The 26785-nt window shown below is 70.5% G+C and carries 23 protein-coding genes and 1 pseudogene; 22 read left to right on the top strand and 2 right to left on the bottom strand.

What is annotated here, in order from left to right:
• The first annotated feature begins 4 nt into the window (after positions 1-4).
• From ACFY0I_RS34245 to ACFY0I_RS34255, 3 genes are all read left to right on the top strand, one after another.
• Positions 5-1066 (top strand): hypothetical protein, encoded by a 1062-nt coding sequence (locus ACFY0I_RS34245; RefSeq protein WP_388903143.1) that lies wholly within the window; start codon positions 5-7, stop codon positions 1064-1066.
• Between the two features lie 434 nt (positions 1067-1500).
• A complete protein-coding gene (locus ACFY0I_RS34250) occupies positions 1501-2544 on the top strand; it encodes a hypothetical protein (protein WP_388903146.1) in 1044 nt (347 codons plus the stop codon).
• Between the two features lie 54 nt (positions 2545-2598).
• Positions 2599-3530, top strand: a protein-coding gene (locus tag ACFY0I_RS34255) for an IS5 family transposase (protein WP_388903148.1) whose coding sequence is annotated in 2 segments (ribosomal slippage) — positions 2599-2931 and positions 2934-3530 — 930 coding nt in all. Because the reading frame shifts where the segments join, the coding sequence is not laid out codon by codon here.
• Positions 3531-4717: 1187 nt separating this feature from the next.
• Here ACFY0I_RS34255 and ACFY0I_RS34260 read toward each other — a convergent pair.
• Positions 4718-5005: pseudogene (locus tag ACFY0I_RS34260) on the bottom strand (HNH endonuclease); the annotation flags it as partial.
• A 126-nt stretch (positions 5006-5131) separates the two neighbouring features.
• On the opposite strand from ACFY0I_RS34260, the gene ACFY0I_RS34265 reads away from it, so the two are divergent.
• A complete protein-coding gene (locus ACFY0I_RS34265) occupies positions 5132-5923 on the top strand; it encodes a hypothetical protein (RefSeq protein ID WP_388903150.1) in 792 nt (263 codons plus the stop codon).
• Positions 5924-6023: 100 nt separating this feature from the next.
• Here ACFY0I_RS34265 and ACFY0I_RS34270 read toward each other — a convergent pair whose 3' ends face one another.
• Positions 6024-6254, bottom strand: coding sequence for a hypothetical protein (locus tag ACFY0I_RS34270; RefSeq protein WP_388903153.1), 231 nt, complete (start codon positions 6252-6254; stop codon positions 6024-6026).
• 112 nt (positions 6255-6366) lie between these two features.
• Here ACFY0I_RS34270 and ACFY0I_RS34275 point away from each other — a divergent pair, with 112 nt between their 5' ends.
• From ACFY0I_RS34275 to ACFY0I_RS34360, 18 genes are all read left to right on the top strand, one after another.
• Positions 6367-6501: a hypothetical protein gene (locus ACFY0I_RS34275; RefSeq protein WP_388903155.1), complete on the top strand. Its 135-nt coding sequence runs from the start codon at positions 6367-6369 to the stop codon at positions 6499-6501.
• Between the two features lie 814 nt (positions 6502-7315).
• On the top strand, positions 7316-7999 hold the full coding sequence (locus tag ACFY0I_RS34280; protein WP_388903158.1) for a hypothetical protein: 684 nt from the start codon (positions 7316-7318) through the stop codon (positions 7997-7999).
• Entirely contained in the window at positions 7996-8310 is a 315-nt protein-coding gene (locus ACFY0I_RS34285) for a hypothetical protein (RefSeq protein WP_388903160.1), read from the top strand. Before ACFY0I_RS34280 ends, ACFY0I_RS34285 begins: the two co-directional genes overlap by 4 nt.
• A 53-nt stretch (positions 8311-8363) precedes the next feature.
• The gene (locus ACFY0I_RS34290; RefSeq protein ID WP_388903163.1) at positions 8364-8816 is read left to right on the top strand and encodes a hypothetical protein; all 453 of its coding nucleotides are present in this window, start codon (positions 8364-8366) and stop codon (positions 8814-8816) included.
• On the top strand, positions 8813-11377 hold the full coding sequence (locus tag ACFY0I_RS34295; protein ID WP_388903165.1) for an ATP-binding protein: 2565 nt from the start codon (positions 8813-8815) through the stop codon (positions 11375-11377). The genes ACFY0I_RS34290 and ACFY0I_RS34295 overlap by 4 nt, the downstream gene beginning before the upstream one ends.
• Positions 11374-14295, top strand: coding sequence for a hypothetical protein (locus ACFY0I_RS34300; RefSeq protein WP_388903167.1), 2922 nt, complete (start codon positions 11374-11376; stop codon positions 14293-14295). Before ACFY0I_RS34295 ends, ACFY0I_RS34300 begins: the two co-directional genes overlap by 4 nt.
• Positions 14292-15416, top strand: a complete 1125-nt coding sequence (locus ACFY0I_RS34305) for an NlpC/P60 family protein (RefSeq protein WP_388903169.1) — start codon at positions 14292-14294, stop codon at positions 15414-15416. Before ACFY0I_RS34300 ends, ACFY0I_RS34305 begins: the two co-directional genes overlap by 4 nt.
• The gene (locus ACFY0I_RS34310) at positions 15413-16063 is read left to right on the top strand and encodes a hypothetical protein (protein ID WP_388903171.1); all 651 of its coding nucleotides are present in this window, start codon (positions 15413-15415) and stop codon (positions 16061-16063) included. Before ACFY0I_RS34305 ends, ACFY0I_RS34310 begins: the two co-directional genes overlap by 4 nt.
• Positions 16045-18654: an ATP/GTP-binding protein gene (locus tag ACFY0I_RS34315; RefSeq protein ID WP_388903173.1), complete on the top strand. Its 2610-nt coding sequence runs from the start codon at positions 16045-16047 to the stop codon at positions 18652-18654. The genes ACFY0I_RS34310 and ACFY0I_RS34315 overlap by 19 nt, the downstream gene beginning before the upstream one ends.
• Positions 18651-19559 (top strand): replication-relaxation family protein, encoded by a 909-nt coding sequence (locus ACFY0I_RS34320; RefSeq protein WP_388903176.1) that lies wholly within the window; start codon positions 18651-18653, stop codon positions 19557-19559. Before ACFY0I_RS34315 ends, ACFY0I_RS34320 begins: the two co-directional genes overlap by 4 nt.
• Positions 19560-20010: 451 nt before the next feature.
• Complete coding sequence (locus ACFY0I_RS34325) at positions 20011-20625, top strand: hypothetical protein (RefSeq protein ID WP_388903178.1); 615 nt, start codon at positions 20011-20013, stop codon at positions 20623-20625.
• A 17-nt stretch (positions 20626-20642) separates the two neighbouring features.
• A complete protein-coding gene (locus ACFY0I_RS34330; RefSeq protein WP_388903180.1) occupies positions 20643-21494 on the top strand; it encodes an ATP/GTP-binding protein in 852 nt (283 codons plus the stop codon).
• A 67-nt stretch (positions 21495-21561) separates the two neighbouring features.
• A complete protein-coding gene (locus ACFY0I_RS34335) occupies positions 21562-22278 on the top strand; it encodes an SAF domain-containing protein (protein WP_388903182.1) in 717 nt (238 codons plus the stop codon).
• Positions 22278-23087, top strand: a complete 810-nt coding sequence (locus ACFY0I_RS34340; RefSeq protein ID WP_388903185.1) for a hypothetical protein — start codon at positions 22278-22280, stop codon at positions 23085-23087. The genes ACFY0I_RS34335 and ACFY0I_RS34340 overlap by 1 nt, the downstream gene beginning before the upstream one ends.
• Before the next feature lie 184 nt (positions 23088-23271).
• Positions 23272-24639, top strand: a complete 1368-nt coding sequence (locus ACFY0I_RS34345; protein WP_388903187.1) for a CpaF family protein — start codon at positions 23272-23274, stop codon at positions 24637-24639.
• Positions 24636-25565 (top strand): type II secretion system F family protein, encoded by a 930-nt coding sequence (locus ACFY0I_RS34350; RefSeq protein WP_388903189.1) that lies wholly within the window; start codon positions 24636-24638, stop codon positions 25563-25565. Before ACFY0I_RS34345 ends, ACFY0I_RS34350 begins: the two co-directional genes overlap by 4 nt.
• Positions 25562-26446, top strand: coding sequence for a type II secretion system F family protein (locus ACFY0I_RS34355; protein ID WP_388903190.1), 885 nt, complete (start codon positions 25562-25564; stop codon positions 26444-26446). Before ACFY0I_RS34350 ends, ACFY0I_RS34355 begins: the two co-directional genes overlap by 4 nt.
• 23 nt (positions 26447-26469) lie before the next feature.
• A complete protein-coding gene (locus tag ACFY0I_RS34360; RefSeq protein WP_388903192.1) occupies positions 26470-26667 on the top strand; it encodes a hypothetical protein in 198 nt (65 codons plus the stop codon).
• Positions 26668-26785 lie beyond the last annotated feature (118 nt).

Consider the following 26785-nt stretch of genomic DNA (forward strand, 5'->3'; position numbering starts at 1 on the left):
CGCCATGAACCAGCGCCGAATCCTCCACGCCCACTTCCACCTCCCCCACCCCGTCGACGCCGACCTGTACGCGCAGCTCCTGACCCTCGCGGAAGGGATCACGCCGCGTGTGCAGGCCCTCCCGCCGGACGCCGCGCACCTCGACATCACCGGGGCGCTGCGCTACTGGGACCGCGACCCCGCCGAGCTCGCCACGCTCCTGCGGCTGCGCACCCTGGCCCTGCACGGTGTACAGACGACCTGCGCCATCGCCCCCAACCGGATGCTCGCAGCGATGGTGGCCGCGGCCACCCCACCCGGCATGACCACGGTGATCGAAACGGAGGACATCGAACGGTGGCTGCGGCCGCGCCCGGTGGCATCGCTCCACGGGGTCGGCCCGGCGACCGCGGGCAAGCTGCGCACCTACGGCCTGCACACCATCGGCGACGTCGCCGACACCCCCGTGCCCACCCTGGTCCGTCTGTTCGGCGCCGCCGCCGGCCGGGCCTTGCACGCCCACGCCCGCGGCCAGGACCTGCGCACCGTCCAGACCCAGCCGGTCGCGAAGTCGCTGGGCGCGGAGAGGTCTTTCGAGCACGACGTCCTGGACCCGGTCGAGCACCGGCGAGCCCTGCTGTCCCTTGCCGAGGAAGTCGCCGCCCGCCTGCGCGACCAGCGGCAGGCCGCCGGCGGCCTGGCCCTGACCGTGCGCTACGCCGACCGCAGCTCCAGCACCCGCAGCCGCACCCTCACCGAAGCAAGCGCCCACACCCGGGCGATCGCCACGACGGCGTACGAGCTGTACGGCCTGCTCGCCCTCCAGCGCGCCCGCGTCCGCATCATCAGCCTGCGCGCCCAGGACCTCCGCCCGGCCGGCGAGGCCACCCAGCAGCTCACCTTCGGTCCCGGCGACGACCGCGCCCTGGCCATCGAAGCGGTCACCGACCGCGCCCGCGCCCGCTACGGCCCAGGCACCCTCCGCCCCGCCGCCCTCGCCACCAGCACCAAACGCGCCGACAAGGGAATAGCCAGCGCGAAAACGTTCTTGCCAGCACTGCCGCCATCCGAAGGGAACCGTCCATGACCACCCCCCAGACCCCAGCCAGAGTGCCCGCCCTCAGCTGTCCCCCGGCCCAGATCGGCCCCTTAGCGAAGTGACGTGTTAACTGCACCAGGGGCCGGACCGATAACGCATGGCGACCACGCCCGCGGCCGGGCAAGGTGTGGCGTGATGAGCTATCACGATGAGACGTCCCGCACCCTGTCCTATGCACGTCACGACACGCTGGAAGGGCTGCTTCAGCGCGGCCGGGGGCTAGGCGCAGCACGCAGTCTATGAACCTGAGGCCGCCGCGCCTTTCGTGTACGACGGGATCCACCGGGACTGGAAGTGGGACTACCAGACCGACACGCGCTACCTCTATCAGGCGCGGCTGATCCACGATCTGAAGCTGTCGCCGACGCCGGTCGTTGACCAGTTGAGGGGGGGACGACGAGGAGTCCTCGCGGGCCGCCAACGTGCTGGAGCGGCTTGCCCTCGCCGGTTCGAAGGAGGCTCGTGAGGGGCTTCGGGCATACGTCCGGGACGGCAAGGACTGGGTTTCCGTACTGGAATCGATCGCGGATGGATGGCCGGCCGAATGGTGGGAGGACCTGGGCGACGTCGCGCGCGCCCGCATCGCCGGGGAGGAGGATCTTCCGTGGTCTTTCGAGCTGTGGAGCCGTTTCGGGATCGAGGTACCGGGCCGCCGCTTCCCTCCGCGGCCGTCCCTTGACGGGCTGAGCGATGAGCAGTTGCTCGCCTTGCTGGCCGCCAACGGCACGGAGTTCAACACGAAAATCGATGCGCTGCGTGCGCTGGGCGCGCGGGAACCGGCCGAGGGACTGATCCCGCTCGTGCCCTCGCTCGGAACCCCGGACGGCCGCCGGTCCCTGCCGATGCTCCGGCGGGCGGTCGACCGCCTTGGTGCCCTCGCTGTGCCGACGGCGCGCGCGTGGGCCGGGGACAGGCGGGAGTGGCTGGCCCAGCTGGGGGCAGACGTCTTGTCCGACCACCCCGGGCGTGAGGCGCTGCCGGGGCTCGTCACCGAAATCGCGGAACAGTGGCAGGCGCGCGACTGGTGCGGTCCCGACACGACGGCTAGGACTTGTCCGGCCGATCACCGCCGATGCGGGAGTGGATCTATCCTGAGTGCCTGGGGAGGGGGTGACATGGAACGGGACGTTCAGCTGGTGCGGGACTTGGTCGCGGTTGCGCCCGGCTTCAAGGACCTGTTTGAAGCGCACGTCTTCAACGAGGACGGTGTCCTGCCCCACGTCTTCTTCTGGGATGTCGTTCAGGAGACCGTCGAGTCCTTCCTCGGAGGAGACACGACGGACTGGCAAGTCACACTGCGATTCCTAGAAGAGCAGTTTCGACTCGATGTCCTTGAAGTGGGCCAGGTGGTTACCACCTCGTTCCTCTTCAATCTCCCATGGCCTGATCAGCCCGGATATGGCCTTGTTGACCACCTTGGCCCCGCCCTGAGTGCGCGGTTCGCTGCGATCCGGCCGTCCGGCTAGGACCTGTCCGGTCGACCGTGTGACTACCGCGTGTCCAGGGCCGTTGATATGGACATGGGGCGGGGTGATCTGAGTGATGTCGAGTGGGAACGGCTACGGCCGTTCCTGCCGGTCAGCAACAGGCGTTGTGGCCGGTGGCGGGATCACCGTCAGGTGATCGACGGAATTCTGCACCGGGTACGGACCGGCGTGCAGTGGCGGGACCTGCCCGAAAGGTTCGGGCCGTGGAAGACGGTCTATGAACGGCACCGGCTGTGGTCGTCCGACGGGACGTGGGAGCGTCTGCTCCAACAGGTCCAGGCCGAGGCCGACGCCGCCGACGAGATCGACTGGGATGTCTCGGTCGACTCCACCATCGTGCGGGCGCATCAGCACGCGGCGGGTGCCCGCACCGACCCGCCGCCGGCGCCCGCCTCAAAGGGGGCCGAAGGCTCAGAACATCAGGACGAGACGTCGTGGCAGAGCCTCGTCGCCCGCCTGGTGGAGGTGGTGCTGGAGGTGAGGGCCTGGGCCGCTCGCGCGGCGGGTTCACCACCAAGCTCCACCTGAGCGCGGACGGCCGCTGCCGCCCGCTGTCCCTGATCGTCACGCCAGGTCAGCGGGCGGACTGCACCCAGTTCACGCCGGTACTGGAGAAGATCCGCGTCCCGAAGCTCGGGCCCGGCAGCCCCCGCAAGAAGCCCGACAGCGTCGCGGCCGACAAGGCGTACAGCAACGGGCCCTGTCGTGAGTACCTACGGCGCCGGGGCATCCGGCACGCGATCCCGGAGAAGACCGACAGCAAGGCCGCTCGCCTCCGCAAAGGCTCACGCGGCGGGCGGCCGCTCGGCTTCGACGAGGAGCGGTACAAGAAGCGCAACACCGTCGAACGGGCTATCAATCGGTTGAAGCAGCACCGGGCGGTGGCCACCCGCTACGACAAGCGCCGTTACGTCTACCTCGGCACCGCCACCGCCGCAGCCCTCACCATCTGGCTCCGCACATGATCGGCCGGACAAGTCCTAGGAGACTGGCGCTCTTCGGTCCTGAGGCCACCGACGCTGTGCCCGTCCTCTGGCGCTTTTGGCGGCACACCCCGCACTCGTACGAGCGCGCTGACTACCTGATGGCGCTCGCCGCGATCGACCCTTCCGGATTGGACGACGCGTACACCGAATCGCTCTGGGACTGTGAGGAACGGGCGCGGCTCCTGGGTATCGCCTCGGCACCCCGTCACCCGCAGACCCTGCACCGCCTCGCCGTACTCCGCGACGACCCTATGGAGACACACAAGGTACGCGCCGCCGCTGAAGCGCGGTTCGCCTCATAACCGAGCCCCTGACACAACGCGGACGGACGAAGGCCGCCGCGGGGTGCCTCCCGCTCTGCTCCTCGTAAACAGGGCCAGCTGTCGCGCCCCGGATTATGATGATGCCGTCCAGATCCGCTCACCTTGACTAGTGCAGAGAAGCCGTCAGCCCTGTTGCCGCTACGGCGTCGGAGCGAACTCGCTCTGCGTCCCGTGCCGTACCGCACTCCAACAGGCTCAGCAGAAGCCCTAGCCGGAGCCTGTCTTTCCAGGCTTACGAGGTCCGGTCCATGGGTGCGCGTCAGTCATGGACGCGCACGACCGTGACCACCGCGTAACCGACCAGAAGCGGTTCCAGGCCGCGGCTGAGGGGGTCGGCTCATGTGAGCCGACGCCCTGCCCGCCCGACCGACGTCAGGCGGGCAAGGAGAGGGCCCTCGCCTGGAGCCGTGAGACACCAGTGACATCACCATGCGATCACCGGTTGGGGCAGTGCCCCAACACAGCCGGGCCGCACACGCGAACCACCCCCTCGGACGCCGTCCCGGGGACCGCCCGGGGAGCAATTCGCGGGCGGTGAACTTTCCGGTGATGTCACAGCAGGGCCGGTGCACCGACCTGCCCGAGGGGGTGGAGCACGGTCAACGTCACCGGATCCCCCGGGCCAGGCCGGTGAGTTCCCCGCGTGCACGGCTCTGACCTGCGGTGGGGAGTTCGAACCACTACCGATACTCACCGGGAAAGTCACCGCCCTGGTCACCGGGGCGCCGATATCCCTGCACCGTCGAGGGTGTCCCGAGCCGGCGTTCCGCCCAGGGCGAGTCAACCGCCCGGAGGGTCGGATGCTCTCGGCTCCGGCCCGTCCCTCCGTCGTAGCCGATGTGGCTAGGGGGCGGGGGTGTAGGTGACGTCGTTCCCTCCGCAGCCGGCTGCGATGAACTGAAGGCGGTGCTTTTCGTCCTCGTCTACGGCCAGGCTCCAGCGGAGTTTGGTCGCGGTCCACTCCGCCGCGTACCGGCACAGCGCGTCCGAGGACGGAGGCAGCCACTCGAACGGATCCTGGTCGGACTTCTGGCGGTTCGACCGTGCCGTCACCGCGACCAGGCTGTCATCCTGGCCGAGGTCGTTGGCGTAAGCCTCCCGGCGGGCCGCGGTCCACGAACTGGCGCCAGTTGGCGGGGAGCGCTATTCGAAGCGTGCGGTATTCCCCCGATGTCGGTACGACTCCCCTGGGCGACGACGTCGGTGTCTGGGAGGGCCGGGAGCGCACACCCCACGAAGCCAGGCACCAAGTTGACGATGTCTCTCGGGAAGGCGTTGGGGTCCAGAGTCGACTCGAAGCTCGCGGGACGGTTCAATGCCTGGGTGGTGAACTGGGCACGGATGTACGACTGTCACTCTGACGTAGATCGCGTCCCTGAGCTTCTCGCTCGGGTGGAGCGTGAGTACGACTCGGATGCGTGGACGGAGCTGGGACACCGGCTGATCCTCGAGCATGACCTGCTGTCGCCCGCCAGCATCGCTGCCCTGCCCTTGCTGGTACGCCTTGCATCGGGGAACAGGGAGGCACGCCACCTAGCCGGCGAGATCATGGAGCGTGCGGCGAGCCACCATGGCAGCGACGAACTACTGGATGAGAGCGCCGACGTGATCGCCAAGTTCGGCGCTCTCCTGGACTGGCACCTGCAGTCGCGGCCATCCGATTACCTGGTTACCTTCCGCGCACTGCTTGCAGTCGAGGAGCAGTACCACTGGGCCAACGTCCTGGGGGACTTCGCGGACGACTTCTACGACCTGCATTGCCCTCACTGCGGTGTGGAGGTGACCGTCGCCATCGGCGACTACGGGCGCTACTCGGCGATCCGGGACTGGAACCTGGGCGACGTGGACCGGCGTGATCTGCGGCCCAGGCCCGGCGAGGAGCTCACGGGCGTCGGCCGGTGGATGCACGAGATCGCTGTCCGCGACGAGGAAGTCGCACTCGCTGAAGGAATCGCGCATCTCTTCGGCAAGGCCGAGTGCCCGAGATGCGCCAGCGTCTTCACCATCGCGGACGAGTATGAGGCTGCCAACCGCCCAGTCCTGCGCTAGCGCCATTGCTGCATTGCCTCTGCGCCCCCACCGGAACCGGCTGAAGCGGCCTCTCCTCTCACGCCACCTGCGAGACCTGGATGACCGAGGCCGGCAACGATCACGGCCCGGACCGTGATCGTCTGTCCGCGAGCGCGCGCTGGCGTGCCTGGAGGTAGGCGGTCCAGTCGGTTGCGGCTCGGCGGCGCCAGTGCAGCGCGGTGATGACGTGGAGCCCGAGGAGCGGGGCCAGCACCGCGGGCGGCATCTCCTCGGCGAGCTGGACCAGGGCGGTCGCCCGGGCACTCGTGTGCTTCGGCCGGGAACAGGTCCTCGGCTTCGACGCCACCACGGGGGCAAGCCTGTGGCGCCTGCCCGACGAGGCCGCCGGTCGCATCTCTCCCACGGTGACCGCCGTGTGGCACGGGCGGGTCTATGCCAGTGCACGCTCGGGAGGTGTCACCGTGACGCTGGACTCCCGCACGGGCACGGACCTGCCGACGCCTCCCGGCATCGCCCCGTACCTCGTCAGCGGATTCACCGGCATCGGCGTCTCCCCGGCGAGCGACGATCTGATGGCGTTCCCGACCGCCGGCTGACAGTGGGCGAGCACGTACGCCGCGAAGGCCGCGGCCGGCCCGACGTGCCCTCTCGTCCGCGACGCGAATCCCGAGGCGTGGCTGATGAACTCATGTCGAGGCGAGCACTCCAGCGGGTCGGCTCATCAGTGTCCGAAATGGGCAATCGCGCACCGGTGAGTTCCCTTCCGACCTCACCGGTGACCCGCGACAGCACTGGTGAGTTCCGCGTCGTCCAGGGCACTGACCTGCGGTGGGGATAACCGATGTGTGACTGGTGAGGTTGGCGGTGACTCACCGGTGGAAGCGTTCTCACCTTGTGATGACGCAAGGCTGACCGCGGTGATCCGACCGGTGAGAACGCGCCCGTTTCCTGAGGTGACACGAACCCCTCACCTCGGGAAGGCACCACATGAGCCCCCTCTCCACTCCGCGCGGCCGACGGCGGACGCCTCGCCGCTCCGCTGTCCGCACGGCTGAGGTTTCCGGACCGCTGCGCACGAAGCGCCCCGAGACGGTCCCCGTCGACCGGACGCGCACCGCATCCCGTGGGCCCTCTTTCACGCGGATCGGGGTCTGGGCCGCTCTGGCGGCCGGGCCTCTCGCCCTGGCCGTCGCACTCGTGCTCCCCCGCAGCACGCCCGCGATGGCCGCGCCCACTGCGAGCGTCGATCACGCCGCCCAGCCCGCCACCGACCCGGCGGGCGCGGCCGCCATGTTCGTAGAGCTGTGGCTGCGTACCGATGCTGCGGGGTCGGATTCGGGTGTGGCGGGGGCTGTCCGCTCACTCGCGCCGGACGTCGAGTTGCCGAAGCGGCCCCGCACGGAGGGAAGCGTGCCCTCGACAGCCCGGACGGTGGCGGTACGCACGTCCCGTACGGCTGACGGGTGGACGGTGGTGGTCGCGGCGATCGCCGACCGTGAGGCACCCGTGCAGTCGGCTCCCAGCCCGGCCGGCATCTCGTCCGCGGCCGGGGTTCCCCCGCTGGTCCGCTACTTCGCCGTATCCGGTCACGGTGGAAACGCGGGGAGCGCGGTGGTGATCGCCGGGGCGCCGGCGGAGGTGGCCGCCCCGTCCCCGGGCACGGTCCCCACTTCCCGGTTCACGCACACGGTGCCCTCCGCGGCTCCGCTGGCGACCACGCTGGGCGAGTTCGTCCGTACCTATCTGGGCGGCGGGCAGGGTGCGGGGCTGGATCGGTATCTGTCGCCGGAGGTGCGGCTGGCCGCGCCGTCGGTGACGTCTTACGTGCGCGTGGAGGTCGAGGGCATCTCCGCGGATGCCCCGGTCGCGGGCGCTGACAAAGTGCCTACCGACGGGACGAGGGCGCGGGCCCGGGTGCGGGTGGTCGGTGAGGACCGGGCCGGGGTGCGGTGGCCGCTGGTGTACCGGGTGGAGGTCACGGCGCGTGCGGCGCGGTGGGAGGTCAGCGCTCTGGAGACCGGCACCGGTCCGGCCGCCGACGTCGCGGCCGCTCCTTCCCCGTCGCCTTCGGCGGTTGTGGGCGGTGCGCGATGAAGACCTACGTGCTGGCCGGTCAGTTGGACGCGCTGGGGGATTCGATCATCGGCACGCTTGCCGGCTGGACGGATAGCGGTCTCAAGGTCGCCCTGGCCGCCGTGGTGCTGGTCACCATCGTCCGAAGGTTCAGCCTCAAGGCGGGTATCGGAGCCCTGCTGGCGATGGTGCTGGCCCTGGGCATCTACAGCGCCCGTGACTCGCTCTCGGGGAAGGTGAAGGACGAGGTCGAGAACCCGGCCAGGGGCGCCGGCGCGGTCACCGTCGTCATCGGGCCGGACGCGCGCGGTGTGCGGGGCGGAACCCTGTGAGCGGGCAGCCCCGCATCGCGCGGTCCTATACGAGTGCGCGCCGGCATCCGTGGGTGTTGGGGAAGTTGGGTGACTGGACGGTCTGGTTCGGCCCGTACACCCCCGCGCAGCTGGTCGTGTTGGGTGGCGGTGCGTTCGCGCTGGTCAAGGGGTTCGATTGGTGGTCGTGGGCCGGTCCGGTGCCGATCGTGTTGTGGCTGGTGGCGGTGTGGGCGGTGCGCGGTGCGCAGATCGCCGGGCAGAACCCGTTCACCGCCCTGTTCGGGGTGGTGTCGTTGCTGCTGCGGCACCCGGCGGGCCGGGTCGCCGGCCGTACGGCGCGCGATCGGGCCCCGTCGGTGTGGCGGCCGCGGTTCGTCATCGAGGCCGCCCCCGCCCTTACGCCTGTCCCGGCTCCGGGTCGGGCTCCGGCGGACGGTCCGCGCCCGGTTGCGGCACGGGCGGCGGCCGGTTCGGGGCTCTCCCGACTCGCCGGTGAGCTCACGGTGGTGGGGAGGGCGGCATGAGGACTCCGTTTCGGCATATCGCCGGTCACCTGCTGTGGTCGGAGTCGGGTCGGGTGTGGGCCGTGTGGCGGGTGGATCCGCTCCCCGGCGGCTATCTCCCCGCCCGCGTCCGGCAGGAACTCCTCGGGCGGGTTACGTCGCTGGTGCGATCGATGCCCGGGATGGAGCCCAGGTTGTTCGTTCTGGCCGCGCGGACGGATCCGGGGGAGGTCGCCGAGCGGATGGTGGCCGACGTGGACTGGCGGCGGCTTCCCGAGTGGGCCGAGACCTGCGCGGCGGCCGTGGACATGCTGGCGGGTGAGGAGATGCATGAGCGGACCCTGTGGCTGACGGTGCCCGTGGCCACGAACGGGTCGGTCGTGGGCGCGTCTCTGTCGGCGCTGTACGGGGAGCTGTCGGCGGGGTTGGGCGTTGCTCCGGTGCCGGTGCCCGAGGCGGAGGTGAAGGCCGCCCGCGCGCACGCCGCGCGGATCCAGACGTCCCTGGGCGGTGGGCTCGGGCTGCGGCCGGCGGCTCCGGCCGAGATCGTGTGGATGCTTCAGCACGCCGTCCACCGGGGCCTTGCGCAGGAGCCGCTCCTGGCGGACGCCGAGCACAGCCCCCTGTACGGGAGCCGTGTCCACGACGGCCTGCTGCGGTCCCCCTCCTACGCGGACCTCGGCGAGATCCGTCTGGCCGAGGGCGGCCAGGAAGTGAGCGAGGACCGCAAGCCCGCGGTGAGGACGCCGTGGTGGCGCAAGGCCGGCGCGTTGTCGCCGGTGGGCCGCCGGTGGCTTCAGGTCGAGTCCGAAGACGGCACCGGCTACCAGGCCCACCTCGTCCTCGCGCAGCTCCCGCCCGCGGTGATGGTGGAGGCCGCCGACGTCCTGGCCCAACTAGAGGGCATGCCGTTCCCCGTCGACGTCACGGTGGACATGCGGGTGATCTCCGCGAAGAAGGCCCGCGCCCAGGTGCAACGCAAGAAGCGAGAGCTCCTCGACCAGGCCGACCAGTACGGTGCGCAGCCCACCGGTCTGCCGCATTCGTTGCCGGACGCGGCGGAGGATCTGGCCGAGCAGGACGCGCGGATGGCGCGGACGTCGGTGGAGGTCGAGGTCCAGGCGGTCACCGTGCTGACGGTGTGGGCTGCTGACGCACTGACCTGTGACGCCCGTGCCCGCGAGCTGTCGGCGGCCCTGTCCGGTGGCGACTACCGGGTGGTGCGCCCCTACGGTGCGCAGGAAGAGCTGTTCGCCCTGGGTCTGCCCGGGACGGTGCGGGCGCCGAAGCTGGGCCAGTTCGCGCAGCACCAGCTGTCGGAGGACTGGGCGGCGAACGGGGCGTTCACTCTGTCGCGGGTGGGTGATCCGACCGGGATGATGATCGCCCATGACCTGGACAGCGGGACGATCCGGCCCGTCCTGCTGAACCCGGCCGACGCACCGCAGGTCAACGCGTCCGCGTCGAGTGCGGTGATCGGTGACCTGGGCAGCGGCAAAAGTGTTCTGGCGAAGCTGATCACGGCGGGTGTGGTGGACCGGGGCGGGCGGGCGATCGTGATCGACCGGACCCCGATCCGTGAGTGGGCGTCCTTCGCCCGCGCGTCGATGGGTGAGCGGTGCCAGATCATCGACGCCGCCGAAGCCAGGATCAGCATCGACCCGTTGCGGGTGTTCGGCGGTCCGATCGGCGCGCACTACGCCCTGTCCTACCTGACGCTGCAACTGGGAGTTGGAGCGATGACGGCCGCCGGCGCGGTCCTGCACCACGCGGTCGAGGAAGTGGCCGGCGGTCCCGACCCGTCGATGGGCAAGGTCCTCGACGTGCTGACCACGCTCGCGGCAAGCGGCAGCGGCGGCCGCGCCGAAGCGGCCACGACCATGGCCGACCTTCTCAAAATCGTCCGTAGTAACCCGCTGGCTGCCATGGTCTTCGACCCCGCGCTGCCGCCGGTGAACCTCGCGGGGGACCTGGGCGCGGACATGGTCGTGGTCACCACCACCGGTCTGACGCTCCCGCCGAAGGAGGCGTTCGCCGACGTCGAGGTTTTGCGGCAGCAGCCCTTGGAGGCTCTGATCGGGCGGGCGGTGCTGTATCTGATCGCGGCCATCGCCCGCCAAGCGGCATTCACCGACCCGAACAGGTTCTGCCTGGTCCCCCTGGACGAGGTGTACTGGCTCACCTCCTCCGCCGAGGGGGCCGCGCTGATCCACGAGATGCTGCACGACGGCCGCAAACACGGCGCCGGCGCCCTCCTCGGTGCCCACGCGGTCGAGGAACTCGGCAAGGACGCCGGACTGATCGCCTACCGCTATCTGGCCCGCACCGGGGACAGTGTCCGCGCGGCCAAGGGGCTGCGCTTCCTCGGCCTGGACGGCGAGGACGAGAACCTGCTCCGGCTGGTGACCAGTGGTCTCTCACCGGTCGGCCAGGAAGGCCGAGAGGGCGAGATGCTGCTGCGCGACCCGCGCATGCAGGTCGGACGGATCAAAGTCGTCGTCCCGCCGGTGCCCCGCCTCAAGGAGTCGATCTTCACCACGCCCGGCCGCGCCACGCGGCCCTCAGCCGGGGGACCGGCGTGAGGGCCGGGCGGGTCGTGATGGACCGGGGCACGCTGCGGGCGGCCGGCTTCGTCGCGTTCATGACGGTCGTGTTCCTGGTGACGAACACGTCGGTGGCGATGGCCGCCGATGGCGCGGCCGGCGGCGGTCTCCTGGGGCCGCTGGACATCCTCACCCGCGAGGGCGCTCCGCTGAGCGGCTACCAGCTGGAGGCATCCGCCAGACCCAAAACGGTCACCGGGGCGGCGCCGGTCGTGGAAGCGGCCATGACCGGTGAGGCGCCGGACCTCGGTATCGCCCGCGAAACCCAGCGGCTGGTCATGGGCGGCCTGTTCACGCTGGTGCGGCTGCTGGTCGGACTGTGCTGCTGGCTACTGTCCTTCATCTTCCGCTTCCCCCTGCACTCTCTGCTGGTCCAGCCCGCCCAGCGCCTCGCCGACGCCTACCAGCGGCACGTGGTCGACGTACTCGGCATCGAAGGCTTGATGCTGGCCTGGGCGTTCGCCTTCGGGCTGATCCTCTTCGTCCGCGGCCGCGTCGGCAAAGGCTTCGGCGAGATCGCGATAACGCTGGTCATCACGGCTCTGGCCGCGAGCGCCTTCGTCCGCCCCGACTACCTCCTGGGCAAGGACGGCCCCCTGGACCAAACCCACCAGGCCGCCCTCGAAGTCGCCTCCATCACCACCTCCTCCTACTTCGGCACCACCGCGCGAGGCGGCCGCCCCTGCGACACCGCCGTCGGTCCGGCCCACGACGCGTGCGTGCGCGAGCGCGCCGAGGTCAGAACCGTCGTCACCCCGATTCAGCACGCGCTCACCGACGCACTGGTCGTCAAGCCCTACATGCTGCTCCAGTACGGGCGGGTCCTCGACCCGAAGAAGCCGGGCCACGAGGCCGCCTACAAAGCCCACGCCACATGGGTCAAGAGCTCTCTGCGCCAGGGGAAGGGCTCCGGCGGAAAGCCTGTGGACACCAAGAAGTGCGACAACCTCATCGGATCGGTCAAGGAGTCCTGCGAGCGGTCGGTGACGAGCGGCGCTCCGGGCGAGCGTCCCAACCCGAACTGCGTGGGCGTCACCGACCTTCTCAAGGCCGACTGCGAGGCCAACAACCCCGACAGGTACGAGGAAGAGGACGAGGAGAAGGAGAACCCATGCCGGCTTCTGGACGGTGAGTCCCGGCGGTACTGCGAAGCCGGCACCGGCCACGATGAGATGGATCCCCTGTCCCGGCTCTTCAAAGATCTGGAGAAGGCCGGTCCGGTCGGCCGGGCATGCGCCGCGTACGCGGAAGAACCCTCCTGGGATCGGGTGTGGGCGGTGGTCGCCCTGTTGGTCGCCGTGGCGATCATCGCCCTCATGATCATGTCGATGGCCGTGGTCATGCTCGGCGCCCAGGGCGCGGACGCCGCGACCGCGGCCGTGGGGCCGATCGTGTGGGTGTTGGCGATGCTGCCCGGCCGCTCCCGGATGCTGCTGTGGCGGTGGTGGGGCGTGTTCGTCGTCTCCGCCCTGGTCAGCTTCGTGGCGGCCATGTGCCTTCCCCTCTTCGGGATCGCCGTCGACGCCCTGCTCTCCGACAGCGGCCCCGACCAGATGATGGAGCGTCTGCTTCTGGTCGACGCGCTCGCGTTGGCGTTCCTGGTCATGCATCGCCGGATCATGGCCGCGACCGCCTCGCTCGGACAGCGCATGGCCCTGCGCATGCAGTACGCGAGGATCGGCGGCAGCAGCCTGGGAGGGAACCACTCCGGCCTGGGCGCGGCCCTCGCCCTGGGCGGCGGGTTCGCTACCGGGGCCAGCGGTCCCTCGGTGGTGCACGGGGCTTTCGGGTCCAGGCTGCGGCAGCTGGGCAGCCTCGCCTCCCTCGGGGACGGCGCGGGCATGGCGATGTCGCCGGGCCGGCTGCTGGGCGACGCGGTCGCCGAGGGACGACGCGGTATCGCCCCGATCGCGATGGCCTTGCGCGGCGTGCACACCGCCCTCATCGGACCCAAACCCCGCCGGCACCCCGCGGCCGCCCAACTTCACGCCGCCGCGAACGGAAACGCCGCCGGTAAGAAGGGTGAGGTGGTGGCGGATCAGTGGACCGGTGAAATCCTCCACGATCCCGACACCGACCGACCACTGCTCGGATCGCGCATCCACCAAGGCGCCTCACGCCTGCGGGGCTACCGCATCGCATCGCGCACCGCCCGCTTCGCCTACGGCGCCACGCTGGGACTCCCCCGCAACGTCCGGCGCGGCAAGGAGGCCGCGACGACGTTCACCGACGACGCCCACACACAACTACGGGTGGCGGCCCACCGAGTACGCGAGGACGCGGCAGCATGGCAGCCCGTCACCGACGGGCTCCACAACACCGGCAGCGCGGTGGGAGCCGGTATCGGACGCACAGGGCGCGCGGTGGGAGCGGGCATCGGACGCACCAGGCGCGCGGTGGGCACCGGCGCGGTCGGCGCCGTCATCTACACCTCCACACCCACGGGAGCATCCGGCCCCCGACCCGGCGGGCGAGGAACCATCAGCCGCCAGGACTCCCCCGGTTCTTCCGGACCCACACCGTCGGTCTCCTCCATCCGTCCCCCCAGGCGAGGACCCAGCTCCAGCTCCAGCTCCAGCAGCGAGGGTGCCGGATCTGGTGGAAGGGTTCCCTCCCAGGTCTCGGTCAGCCCGGCCCGGCGCCGGTCACAGCCGGCCCGCCCGGCACCGCCCGAACGCCATCACAATCTGCCCGAGGGGTGGCCACGCCCACGGCGGCAGCGCCCGACGGCACAACGGGCACAGGAACCGCCGGAGCCGCCCCGGCGGCCGACGCCCGTCGAGCGCGCGGCGGAACTGGAGCGGTACCGCACGAACATCGAAAAGTTCGCCGCTGAAGCCCGGAAACGACGCCGTGAGGGTAACGAGCGGCCGCGCCGTGAGGGCGGTGCGGGGTGAAGAGCTGGAAGAAGCTGGGGTGTCTGGGAGTACTCGTGATGATCGCGGCGGTGTGCTGCGCCGGCCCGGCGGTTCTGGCGGCCGCGGTGGTCAAGAACCGGGGCGGCAAAGCGGTCGGCGGGAGTGTGAGCGCGGCCGCGGCCGGGATCCCCGAGCGGATGATGGCCGCCTACCTCACCGGCGCCGCCCAGATCGGCGCGCACGTGCCCGCCTGCAAGGGCATGCGCTGGCAAGTCCTGGCCGGGATCGCCCGGGTGGAATCCGACCACGCCTCCGGCCGTCTGGTCGGGGTCAGCGGGGACATCCAGCCACTCATCATCGGCCTGCGGCTGGACGGCTCCGGAGCCGGCGGGAACACCACCGCCATCCGCGACACCGACCAGGGACGTTGGGACAACGACACCGAATACGAGCGTGCGGTGGGCCCGTTCCAGTTCCTGCCCGAAACGTTCCGCGCGTACGGGAAGGACGGGAACGGGGATGGGGTGATCAGCCCGCACAACGCGGACGACGCCGCCGCTTCGGCGGCCATCTACCTGTGCGGGAAGGGCCGCAACCTAGGCGACCGGGAACAACTCCGAAAGGCCATCCACACCTACAACCTGTCCTGGGCCTACGTGGACGACGTCATATCGGGCATCGACCGCTACGACACCCTCGGCCGAACTCCCTCCCTTCCCTCCGGGAACATCGGCGCCGTCGTCCAGGCCGCCCTCGCCCAGCAAGGCCTCCCCTACTCGTGGGGCGGTGGCGGACCCAGCGGCCCCACCACCGGGATCTGCTGCTCCCCGGGTGGACAGGACGGTCGCACCGTCACCGGGTTCGACTGCTCCGGCCTCACCCAATTCGCCTACGCCAAGGCCGGAATCAACCTCCCGCGCACCGCGGCCATGCAGGCCGGAGTCGGACGGCGCATCCCCGCCTCCGCCGGATACAACGCGCTACGCCCCGGTGACCTCATCTTCTACGGCTACAGCCCGACAGCCGATTCGACCATCCATCATGTCGGGATCTACCTGGGCGACGGGAAGATGATCAACGCGCCGAGGCCGGGTAAGCCCGTGCGGATCGATCCGGTGACCGCGATGCCCGACTACGCGGGCGGGGCGAGGCTGCTGTGAACCGCCCACCAACGGGCGGCGGCCGGCTGATCGCCGGCGCCCTCGTCCTCGCCACGGTCGGAACACTCCTGCTGTACGCGGGCACCGGTGACAAGCCCGCCCCCCGAGCCGACAAGGTCTTGCCGGTTGAGGCGGGTCGGCCCTCATCCGCCTCGCCGTCGTCCATCCCGGCCAGGGGCTCAGCGTCGCCGGGCGAAACGGTGCACGCGCGGCCCTCCGTCACGGACTCCGCCACAGCGTCCACGTCGGCATCGGCGGATCCGGCGGCGGCCGGGCAGCTTCCGCCGCCAGGCTCCGGTCCGGCAGCCGACCCGCTGATTCAGCAAGTCCTGGACCAGGCCACCAGCCCTGATCTGCCGCCGGACAACGAGCGGCAGCTCCTCGCCCTCGGCCGGGCCGCATGGGAGCGGGAGACGGCCGGATACACGCAGGTTCGTATCCAGGCCGCCACCGCTCGCCGCGACACCGCTCCCATGCCGAGTCCCAGCGCCGGCACCGGCACTGTCGCGGGCCGGCCGGAGGTGGGGCGGGCGGTGGTGCGGCTGGTGTGGGCGGGAGCCGACCCGGCCGGGAACTTCCTCGACGGACGCCCCGCGGCCGTCCACTTCACCCAGAACGGAGATGGAACATGGAACCGCATTACGTGACCGCGTCCGATCTCGACACCGCCACTGCGGCCATCGAGGGGCTGCTGTCGCTCGCCGCGTGGGTAGGGGCGAACGGCTGGTGGCTCTCCCTGGCCGCAGCCGCCGGACTCCTCGCGTACGAGCTGGTGCAGCGGCACTTGACCGTCAAGGCCCTCGCCGAGCGCACGTCCGTCGAGCTCACCCCGACCTCCCAGTTCGCCCCGGACGCCGAACAGATCTGGCGTCAGGGAATGCAACTGGTACGGGCGGCCGGGTCGGGGCGGTGGTGGGTTCCGCGCCGGGCCCGCACCGTGCGGATGCGGCTGCGCGGCGACGGCGAGCGCGCCCTGATCTACCGTCTCGAAGCCCCGGCGAGTGCCCACGCGCTTATTGCGCAGACCCCTTACGGGCCGCGTGTGCGGGTCAAGCGCGTGGCGCGGATCGCCGACAAGCGGCGCGACCACGTGGTACGCGCCGTCCTGACCCTGCACGGCAAGCCAGGATCCCGACTGCGGGACGTCCCCCTCGACCCGGACCCGCTCCAGCCCCTGCTCGACGCGGTCGCCGGGTTGAAGACGGCGGCGGGCGACCTCGCCGAGGTGTGCGTCGACATCTCCCCCGCGTCCCGGTGGCACCTTGCGGCGCGGCGTTGGACGACCATGCACCAGGCCCGCCAGGAGGCCCGGCGTGAAGCCCGGCGAGAGGCGCAGTGGATCACCCAGGACACCGGCGACAATCTGCCCGTCGCCCTCGGCAAGCTCCTCGACCCGGCCGAATGGAGCGGCCGGCCCCGCGGCCAGATGGTGATCTCACCGCGCCCCAGGCGCATGGAACGGGACGAGGTGCTGGGCAAGCTCGCCCACACGCCCGGTTTGGTGCGGGTTCAGATCCTGCTGCGGTGCGCCTCGAACGCGGAAGGGCAGGCCGAGCAGCGCCTGGCGCGGATCGGCGCGGCCATGGACGTCTACGCCGGTACGTCCCGGCTGTCCTCGCTCGGCTGGTCCCTGGGACCCGTGCGGTTCGGCCCGGACCACCGGCCCTGGCGGAAGCGGTTCGATGAGCAGTGGTCGACGGCGGTGATGCGGCCGGCCCGGGGCGGGTGGGCGCACATCGAGGAACTCGCCGGCTTTCTGAAGCCTCCGACCGTGACGGCGCGGGTGCCGGTGCTGGAGAGCGACATGCCGACCTACGAACCGGACAAGGATCTGCTGCCGCAGGGCTGGTACCAGAACCCGGACGGGAGCGAGCGGCTGCTGGCCACCCACGAGGACGACACCCTGTTCGAGGTCCAGTCGGGTAAGGCGGGCTGGGGCAAGACGATGCGGGCGCAGGTCCACGCCGTGGCCAGTGCCCACAACGGGAGGGGGTTGGCGTTCGTGGACCCGCACGGGGACTCCTTCGCCGACGTCGCCCGCTACCTCGCGCACGACGACATCATGGGCCGCATCGCCCTGTTCGACCTGACCGTCCGCAAGAACGACGACATGCTCGGCTGCTGGAACCTTCTCGACATGAGCAGCGGGCAACCCGCGCACGAGGTGTGCGCGGCCGTCGTCGAGGCGTTCGCCGGTTCCCTGGGCTGGACGGACCCGAACGCGCCCCGCGCGCTGACCATCCTGACCAAGGCCGTCGAGGCACTCCTCGCTGTCAACGCCACGGCGGTGGCCGCCGGGGAACCCGAGGCGCAGGCCACGATCTTCCAGATTCGTCCCCTGCTGACCGATCCGCACTTTCGTGGTCTGGTCATCGGCATGCTCGACCCGCAGGCCCGTCGCTGGTGGATCACCGGCTTCGCCGACCTCCCCAGGGACGCACCCTCGATCATCCTGAACCCGTTGGAGCGCCTCGGGTCCTCCCCCGTCACCCGGGCGTTCCTGGGGTGCCCGGTCAGCGGCTACAACCTGCGCCGGGCAATGGACAGCGGTCAGGTGATGTGGATCTGCCCGCCGGGGACCGGGCCCACCGACCGACTTCTGATCTCACTGATCGTCCACGACTTCCTGCGTGCCGGCCTGTCCCGCCGCGACCTCCCCGAGAAGGACCGCCGGGCCTTCCGCTTCTACCTCGACGAGCTGATCTCCCTGGATCAGGGGGACTCCCATGTCCTCGCGGCGATCACGGAGCAGCTGCGGAAGTTCGGATGCCGACTGCATGGGATGACGCAGCTCCTGCACCGCCTGTCCCCCGACACCCGCGCGGCCCTCATGCAGAACGCCAACCATCTGTCCACGACGGCCGGGTCCGTGGAGGCGATCTCGCAGATCACCGACCAGTGGCCCGCCGCCGTCACCCCCGCCGACGTCGCCGGGCTTGACCGCTGGTGGCACTACGCGTCCTTCACCGTCGCGGGCAAGCGCATCGGACCCCTGCGCATTCGCGGCCCCGAGCTCCAGGAGGTGTTCGGTCACCTCGCCAAGTCCAGGAGGGTCGGCGAACTCCGTCGGGCCGCCGATACCAACACCGGCGCCCGCCCCTTGGCCCAAGCGACCGCCCTGGCACTCGCCCAGGAGGACACGGTCCACGCGTTCCTCACCGCACACAGCACGCCCGCCACTACCGCCGACAACTTGCAGCCCCACGCTCAGACCGAGACCGGAGAGACGTACGCATGACCCTGGCCCTGACATCGGTCCGGCCGCACGCAGGCGACACCCAAGCCCACCGGGCCCTCGCGCTGATCGCCCAGCACCGGCTGCTGACCACCACGCAGATCCACCGGATGATCGCCCCACACATCCCGCCCCGCAAGATCCACAAGGTGTTGGTGCCGCTCCGCGAGGACGGACTGATCGCCCACACCACCCTCGGCGGCCGAAGCCGCCTGCAAGCCCACTACCTCACCCCCACAGGTCACCAGGCGGTCGGGGACTGGCCCGAGCTGCGCGGCCGCGCCGCCACCCCGATCCACACACCGGAAGCGGCCACGCTGCGCGCGGCCCACATCCTCACCGGGGTCCGCGCCCACCTCGCCTTCCTCACCGACGCCCGCGCCCGCGGTGACGACTACGAGCCTCTCGACTGGGTCCCGGAAGTCACCCACCACCTCCCCGACACGGCGGGCGAGGACCGGCTGATCGCCGACGCCGTGTTCCACTACACGACCGCCCAGCCGCGCCTCCAGTACCGGGCCTTCGTGGAAATCGACCGCACCACCATGAGCAGCGAGCGTCTGGCCCGCAAGCTGATCGCCTACGCCCGCTTCCACGACTACACCCCCCAGCCCGCCGGTCGCCGGGGCACCATCGGCGACCAGGCCGCCACGCTCGCCTGGCAACGTTCCTACCCCCGGTTCCCGCGCGTCCTGTTCATCCTCACCGGCGCCACCCGCACCACACTCACCAACCGGATCGCGGACCTACGACGCATGACCACCAACCACCCCCTGGTCACCCGCCTCGCCACCCACGTCCCGCTCGGCGCCGCCATCCTCGAAGACATCGAGGCGCAAGGCCCCCGCGCAGCGCTCTGGACTCCCCTGGCCGGCGACGCCGAACCCCGCAGCTGGACCCAGCTGTAACCTCGCCGCCCCGCCCCCATCTCGAACCGGGTCGGGGGCTGGGCTGCCGGGTGGTGAACTTCGCCGGAACCGCATCGTGACGTCGGTGAGCATTGCTGGTGAGAAAACCGGTGAGGTCTGTTCGCAACCATTATCAACAGCAAAGAACAAGCCAGAAGAAGGCATTCCGGCCACAGCCTGGCAGGAGCCTTCCGAAACCCACCCTTGCGAACCACTGGAGCCGAAAGCCGCACCTCACAGCCTCGCACGCATATGACCGACCGTCATTCATGGGCAAAAGTGACGTTCGATCATCTGAGCCTCAAGAACCCCATAGGCCCTGGGGCGTTGAGGTCGTAGGGTGCCGGATAGGCTCATCACGATCGCACTCAAACACGTTGCATCAGCGATTCACACAGCTCGGACCGGTGCTCTCAGTCCCGTCCGACAAGGTGACCCCGGGGAGACTTCCGTGACCACGGCACGACAGCACCACAACCGCACCAACCACCGCCGACTCCTGGCATCCGCGGCCGCCGTCGTCGCCGTCACGGCCCTCACGGCCGCCTGCACCGGCGAGAGCAAGGACAACAAGGCCGCCGCCCCGAGCACCTCCCCCAGCAGCGCCGCCCCCATCCCCTCCGCTGCCCCCAGCGTGTCCGCCGACCCCGAGGCCGCTGACAAGGCCGAGGTACAGACCGCGTACACCAGGTACTGGGACGTGCTCACGGCCGCCTACTCGACGGCCGACCCCGACCACGCGGAGCTGAGCAAGGTCGCCACCGGAACCGCGCTCGTACGCACACAACAGGGGCTGAAAAGTCTTCGGAAGGCCGAACAGGTCGTCGTCGGGCAACCCACCCACTCGAACACGAACATCGCCTTCAAGCCGGACGCCAAGCTCAAGACCGCCATCATCAGCGAGTGCCTCGACATCTCCCAGTGGAAGCCCGTCGAGAAAAACACCAGCAAAGAGGTCCAGCTCCCCAACACCCGTCTCTTGCGCTACGTCACCACCGTGACCGCAGAGAAGTGGCCGAACGGCTGGATGGTCTTGGAGGAGAAGCAGGAGGGCAAGGCGTGCTGAGACGAAGTGCCCTCGCCATGGGAGCACTCGCCGTCCTCGCAGCAAGCGCCTCGCCCGCCCACGCCCGGGACCCGATCCCCGTGGGCGGTTGCGCGGATGAGCGCTTCTGCGTCGAAGCCAACGACCGAGGCAGCAGCGGCGGCAAGCCCCCTTCCGGCTCGGGTTCAGGGAAGGCCGGCGGGTCCTCGAAGGGTTCGGGGAGCAATGTCGACGGGATGGGTGAGGACTGTTCGTTCCGTCTCCTTCAGCCTCCCCCGCCGGCGGACAGCGCCTTGTGGCAGGGGCATGCGCCCGGTGACGGTGCCATCTATCTGGACCCCTGTGGCATCGGAAACGGTCTCCAGGGCGAAGCCCTTGTGGGCGCGGGACGGGCCTTTTGGGCGCAGGATCCGCCCGGTGCGGTGGCCGTGGACCCTGCGGTGCTTGCGCAGCGTGCGGTGGATTCGATGCTGCTGTCGCCTCCGGCGATCGGAATCGTGCCGAAGCCGGGTGGTGTCGGTGTGGTCGGGATGCCCGTCTACATGTGGACGGCGACGGGCCCCGAGACGTACGGGCCGAATGTCGCGTCGGCGTCGGCCGGTGCTGTGACGGTCACGGCGACGGCGAAGGTGTCGAAGATCGTGTGGGTGATGGGTGACGGGAAGTCCGTCGTCTGCACCACGCCGGGCACGCCGTACCAGGCGTCGTTCGGTAAGAACCCGTCGCCCGACTGCGGGCACCGCTACGGGAGCCCCGGCAAGTACCACGTGACCGCCACCTCGACCTGGACCATCGACTGGACCGGTGGGGGCCAGAGCGGCCAGTTGACGGAGGTCCGCTCCAGTGCCGTGGACATCGCCGTGGGCGAGGTCCAGGTCGTCGGCCAGTAGCCCCACCCCTCCCTCCCCCCGTTCTCTTCTCTGTCTCTCCTTTCCTCTCTTCTTGGAGGCTTCGCACGTGAGCAGCACCGTCACGCCCGCGCAGGGTCGTGCTCCCGTCCCCGGTCCGGGTGGTCCTGTCGGCAAGCCGGCGTCGGCGCCGCGTGTTGTTCGTCAGCGACGTCGCCGCCCGGGGTTGATCGCGTTGTCCGTCGCGCTGATCGCGGCCGGAGGTCTGTCCGGCGCTCTCCTGTTCACCGCGTCCGGCCAGCGTTCGGGCGTCCTGGTCGTGGCGCGCGATGTCCCGATGGGTGCGGCGATCAGCGCTGCGGATCTCGCTCCCGCGTCATTGGCGCTGGATCCGGCGGTGAAGGCGGTCCCGGTCACGAAGAAGGACGGCATCGTGGGCCAGCGCGCGGCGGTCGCGTTGAAGGCCGGTTCGTTGCTGTCGCCGGGTCAGGTGACCTCGACGTCCCTGGTCAAGGCCGGTGAGCAGTTGGTGGGGGTGGCGTTGAAGCCGTCGCAGCTTCCGGCGAGCCGGCTGGCGCCGGGTCAGAAGGTGTTGATCGTCTCGACTCCGGACCCGGCCCAGGCAGCTGCCGCGAACGGTGGGAAGCCGGAGGCGGCTACGGCGCCGAAGGTGTTGGCGGCGACGGTGGTGGCGGTGGGTGTGGCCGCTCCGGCGACGGGTGTGGTCGTGGTCGACGTGGCGGTGCCGGCCAGTGACGGGCCGACGCTGGCCGCGCGGGTGTCGACGGGTGCGGTTGCTTTGATCATCGCGCCGCAGGAGGGCTGATGACCGTCATCGCACTGGCGGGTGGACTCGGCGCCCCGGGCGTGACCACGACCGCGATGGCACTCCTGCTGACGTGGCCGATGCCGGAGGGCCACCGCGTGATCCTGGCGGAGGCGGACCCCGACGGCGGGGCGATCCTCCCCGGGGCCTTGCAGGGCACCCTGGACAACTCCCACGGCTTGCGGAATCTTGCCGTCGCGTCCCGGCAGGGGCAGCTCGGTGACGCGTTCTGGCGGCAGTTGGTGGACATCACCGACGCCGAGACCCGCGATCGTCTGGTGCTGCCGGGGTTGTACGACCCGGCGCACGCGTCGGCGATGGAACCGGTCTGGCGGCCGCTCGCCGCCCTGTTCGCCGGCATCGAGGAGCACGGCCATGACGTCCTGATCGACCTCGGCCGTCGCGGCGCGACGGGCCCCTCGGGGGTCCTGGCGCAGCGGGCCGACGTCGTCCTGCTGGTCGCCCGCAACACCCTGCGGAGCCTGCAAAGCGCGCAGGTCCGCCTGAAAGCGCTGCGTGAGCAGTTGGGGGCCGGGGCGGACATCGGTCTGCTGCTGGTCGACGAGGGCCCGTTCTCGAAGGACGAGGTGCGTAAGAGGTTGGAGGTCGAGGTGGTGGCGGTGATGCCGTGGCGGCCGAAGGAGGCCGCGGTCCTCTCCGACGGGGCGGAGCAGCCTCGCCGGTTCGAGGCGAGCCCGTTCATGCGCTCCGCGCGGTCGGCGGCGGTGCGGGTCCAGGAGATGGTGGCGATCCGGCGCGCGCGGCTGGCCCCGCCGACGGAGGGACGGGCGGTCACCGGTGCGCGCTAACCCCATCCACCACGACCCCCGCGGCGGTTCACTCGCCGCCCGACTGTCCGAAGCACGGCCCGCACCCTCCCGGCAGATCCCGCCAGCACCCGCTCCGCCCGGGGGATGGGGACCGGCCGTACGCCCGGCGGTTGCCACCGTTCCGGCCGTCGTCACCTCGACTCCGGGCGGACCGGTCTCTCCGGTGGACTACGGAGCGGTACGGCTGATCAAGAAGGAGGTCGGTGAGCGCTTGACCGATCTGCTGCGGTCCCGGCCGGGTCTGTCGGTGGCGTCGCAGGAGCAGCAGGGGCGTCATCTGATCGCCGAGCAGGTCGCCATATGGTCGGACGCCGAGGCCATCAAGCGCGGCACGGCGACCAGCCAGGCCGAGGACGCGGCCATCGCCCAGGCCGTCTTTGATCTTCAGTTCCGTGCGGGCCGACTCCAGGCGCACCTCGACAACCCGCTGGTCGAGAACATCTTCATCAACTCGTACTCCGACGTGTGGCTCGACTTCACCGACGGGCGTCGGATCCAGGTGCCGCCGGTGGCCGACTCCGACGAGGAACTGCGCGAGCTCCTGCACGACCTTGCCCGGCGAACGACCGGCCAGAGCGAGCGCAGCCTGTCCACGGCGGACCCCTTCCTGGCCTTGCGGCTGTCGGAGGGCTCCCGGCTCCAAGCGGTCACCGAGGTCACTCCGGGGACGTACGTGACGATCCGCCGGCACAGCATGCGTCACGCGGACCTGCCCGAGCTGGTCTCCAAGGGCATGCTCGACAGCACGCTGGAGGAGTTCCTGCGGGCGTGCGTCCGCGCCGAGAAGAACATCATGGTCGTCGGCGGGCAGGCGGCAGGAAAGACCACCCTGCTGCGGGCGTTGCTGCGGGAGATCGACCCCGACGAGCGGTTCGCGACGCTGGAGACGGAGTACGAGCTCTTCGCCCACGAGAACGGCTACCACCGGCAGGTCGTGCCGATGGAGGCCCGCGAGTCCAACGGCGAGATCGTCGGCGGGATCGCGGCCGGTGAGATCACTCTCATGGACCTGATGTACCGGGCGCTGCGCATGACGTTGACGCGGATCGTGGTGGGTGAGGTCCGTGGGCCGGAGATCGTGGCCATGCTCCAAGCCATGACGAACGGCGCGGGCGGCAACCTGTGCACCCTGCACGCCATCCGCCCGTCCGTCGTCTTCGACCGGATCGCGGAGCTGTACCTCCTCGCCCAGGCCAACATGTCGGAAGCCCTGGCGTACCGGCAGGCCGCCAACGGACTCGACTTCATCGTGTTCGTCGGGCAGATCGACGAGACGCGGATCGGCGGGCACCGGCACCGGTTCGTATCCCACGTGCTGGAGGTCACCGGGATCGGTGAGGGCGGCCGCCCGGAGACGAACACGATCTTCGGGCCGCGCCCGGAGTGGGGTGAGCACCGGGCGGTGCCGCTCATGTTGCCGCGCTGCGTTAACGACCTGCGGCGTGCCGGGCTCGACATGGGGCTGCTGGACGCGCCCACCGGAGCGTGGGGGCAAGCGTTGCCGCTGCTGGTTCCGGAGGTGTCCGTATGACGACGCTACTGATGTGGGTGCTGGCCGGACTCGCCGTCGCGGCCGGTGCGGTGGGTGTCGTGGTCGGTGTGGTCGGCACGACCACCCCCAAGGGCCCCGGATTTGCCGCACGGCTGCGTGCGGGGCGCCGGCTCGCGGGCCGCGACGAGAAGATGGTCCGCCGTACCCGGCTGACCATCGGCGCGGTGGCCGGGATCCTGCTGTGGCTGGTGTCGGGGGTGTTCATCGCCGCCGCTCTGGTGTTCCTGGCCGTGATCGGCGTGCCCTGGCTGCTCTCCCCGACGAAGTCCGCCACGGCCCGGATCGGGAAGCTCGAAGCGCTCGGCGAGTGGACGCAGCGTCTGGCGAACGTGCTGCGCCTCGGTCGCGGTCTGGACGAGGCGTTGCAGGTGTCCCGCAAGGGATGCCCCGAGGAGATCGCCGGCGAGGTCGGCGACCTGGCCGACCGGCTCCAGGTCGGATGGCGGCCCGCCGACGCGCTGCGTGAACTCGGCGACGCCTTGGATGATGTGACGGCCGACAAGGTGGTGGCCGCGCTCGTGCTGTCGGCGGCCGACCGCGGCCCCGGTCTCGCCCAGGCCCTCGACGACCTCGCCGAGTCCGTGCACGAGGAGGTCGCCCGACGTCGGGTGATCGAGGCGGACCGGGCCAAGCCCCGCACGACGATGCGGTGGATGACGATCATCACCCTCGGTGTCATCGGCGCCGGGTTCCTGGTCCCCTCCTACACCGCCCCCTACGGCACCCTCCTCGGACAGTTGGTGTTGGGTGTTCTGTCGGCCGGTTTCGTCGGGGTCCTCGCGCTCATGCGGCAGATCGCCGACACCAAGCCGGTTCCGCGGTTCCTGGTCGCCGACCCGCGCAGTGCCATCGGCCCCGCCCCCGTCGTCGACGAGGCTCCCGAGAACGAGGAGGTGCCCGTATGACCACGCCTGTCGCGGCGATCCTGGCCGGCGCGGCCATCGGTGGCGGGATCGCCCTCGCGGTTCGCGAGGTCCTGCGCCCGGCTCCCGCCCTCGGTCCGGCGCTGCGCCGCCTCAACGAGCCGGCCCAACCGGCCGTCCTCGACGCGGAGGCCGACCGGGATGAGCGGTGGGGGCAGTGGCTGCTGGAGCGTCTCGCGGACGCGCCGGGTGTGCGGATCCCCTACAAGGACCTCGCCCTGGTCGGCACCAGCCCGGCCCGCTTCCTGCTGATGAAGGTGGCGCTCGCGGGCGCGGGCCTGCTGCTCCCGCCGCTGTCCACGATCCCGTTCCTGCTGCTGGGGTTGCCGCTGTATCTCCCGACGATCGTGGGAATCCTCGCCGGCACCGTGTTGTGGTTCGCGCCCGACCTCGCCGTGCGGGACAAGGCCAAGCGGGCACGGACCGAGTTCGCGCACGCCATGGCCGCCTACCTCGACCTCGTCGCCCTACGACGAGCCGGCAACGTGTCCGCCGAGCAGGCCATGGAACAGGCCGCCCAGGTCGGGAAAGGGTGGGCGTTCCAACGCATCCAAGAGGCCCTGGCCCGGTCCCGGGTCGACAAAGTCCCGCACTGGGAATCGTTGGCCCGGCTCACCGCCGAACTCGACCTGCCCGTCCTCGACGACCTCGCCGCGATCATGCGGCAGTCCGCCGACGACGGCGCGTCCGTCTACTCCACCCTGCGCTCCCGCGCCAAGAACCTCCGCACCGAGCTCCTCGCCGCGCAGGCGGCCGAGGCGAACGCCAACTCGGAGAAGATGACCGCCCCCGGCGCGCTCATGGCCGTCCTGGTCATGCTCCTGATCGCGTTCCCCGGCGTCATCCGCATGATCAACACCTGACACATACGAGAAGGAGTCCACCCATGAAGCTCGCCATCCGCCTCGCCCTCGCGCTGCGTTCGCACTGGGAGGAGATCAAGAACCACAGTGACCAGGACCGGGGTGACATTTCCATCACCACGATCATCATCTGGGTCGCCGCCGTCGCCGGGGCCCTCGCCATCGCCGGGACGATCGGGATCGTCGTCACGAAGTACAACACCAAGCTCACCGGCATCTGACCCCACACCAGGGGCAGGGCAACGAACCAGCGGTAGAGGGAGAAGGGGGCGGGGTGTCGGTCACAGCACGGAACACAGGCGGGGAGGCACTTCCCCCGAAGGCAGGGCGGAGCGATCC

Source organism: Streptomyces sp. NPDC001568, from assembly GCF_042893755.1.
In the GTDB taxonomy this organism is placed as follows: Bacteria; Actinomycetota; Actinomycetes; order Streptomycetales; family Streptomycetaceae; genus Streptomyces.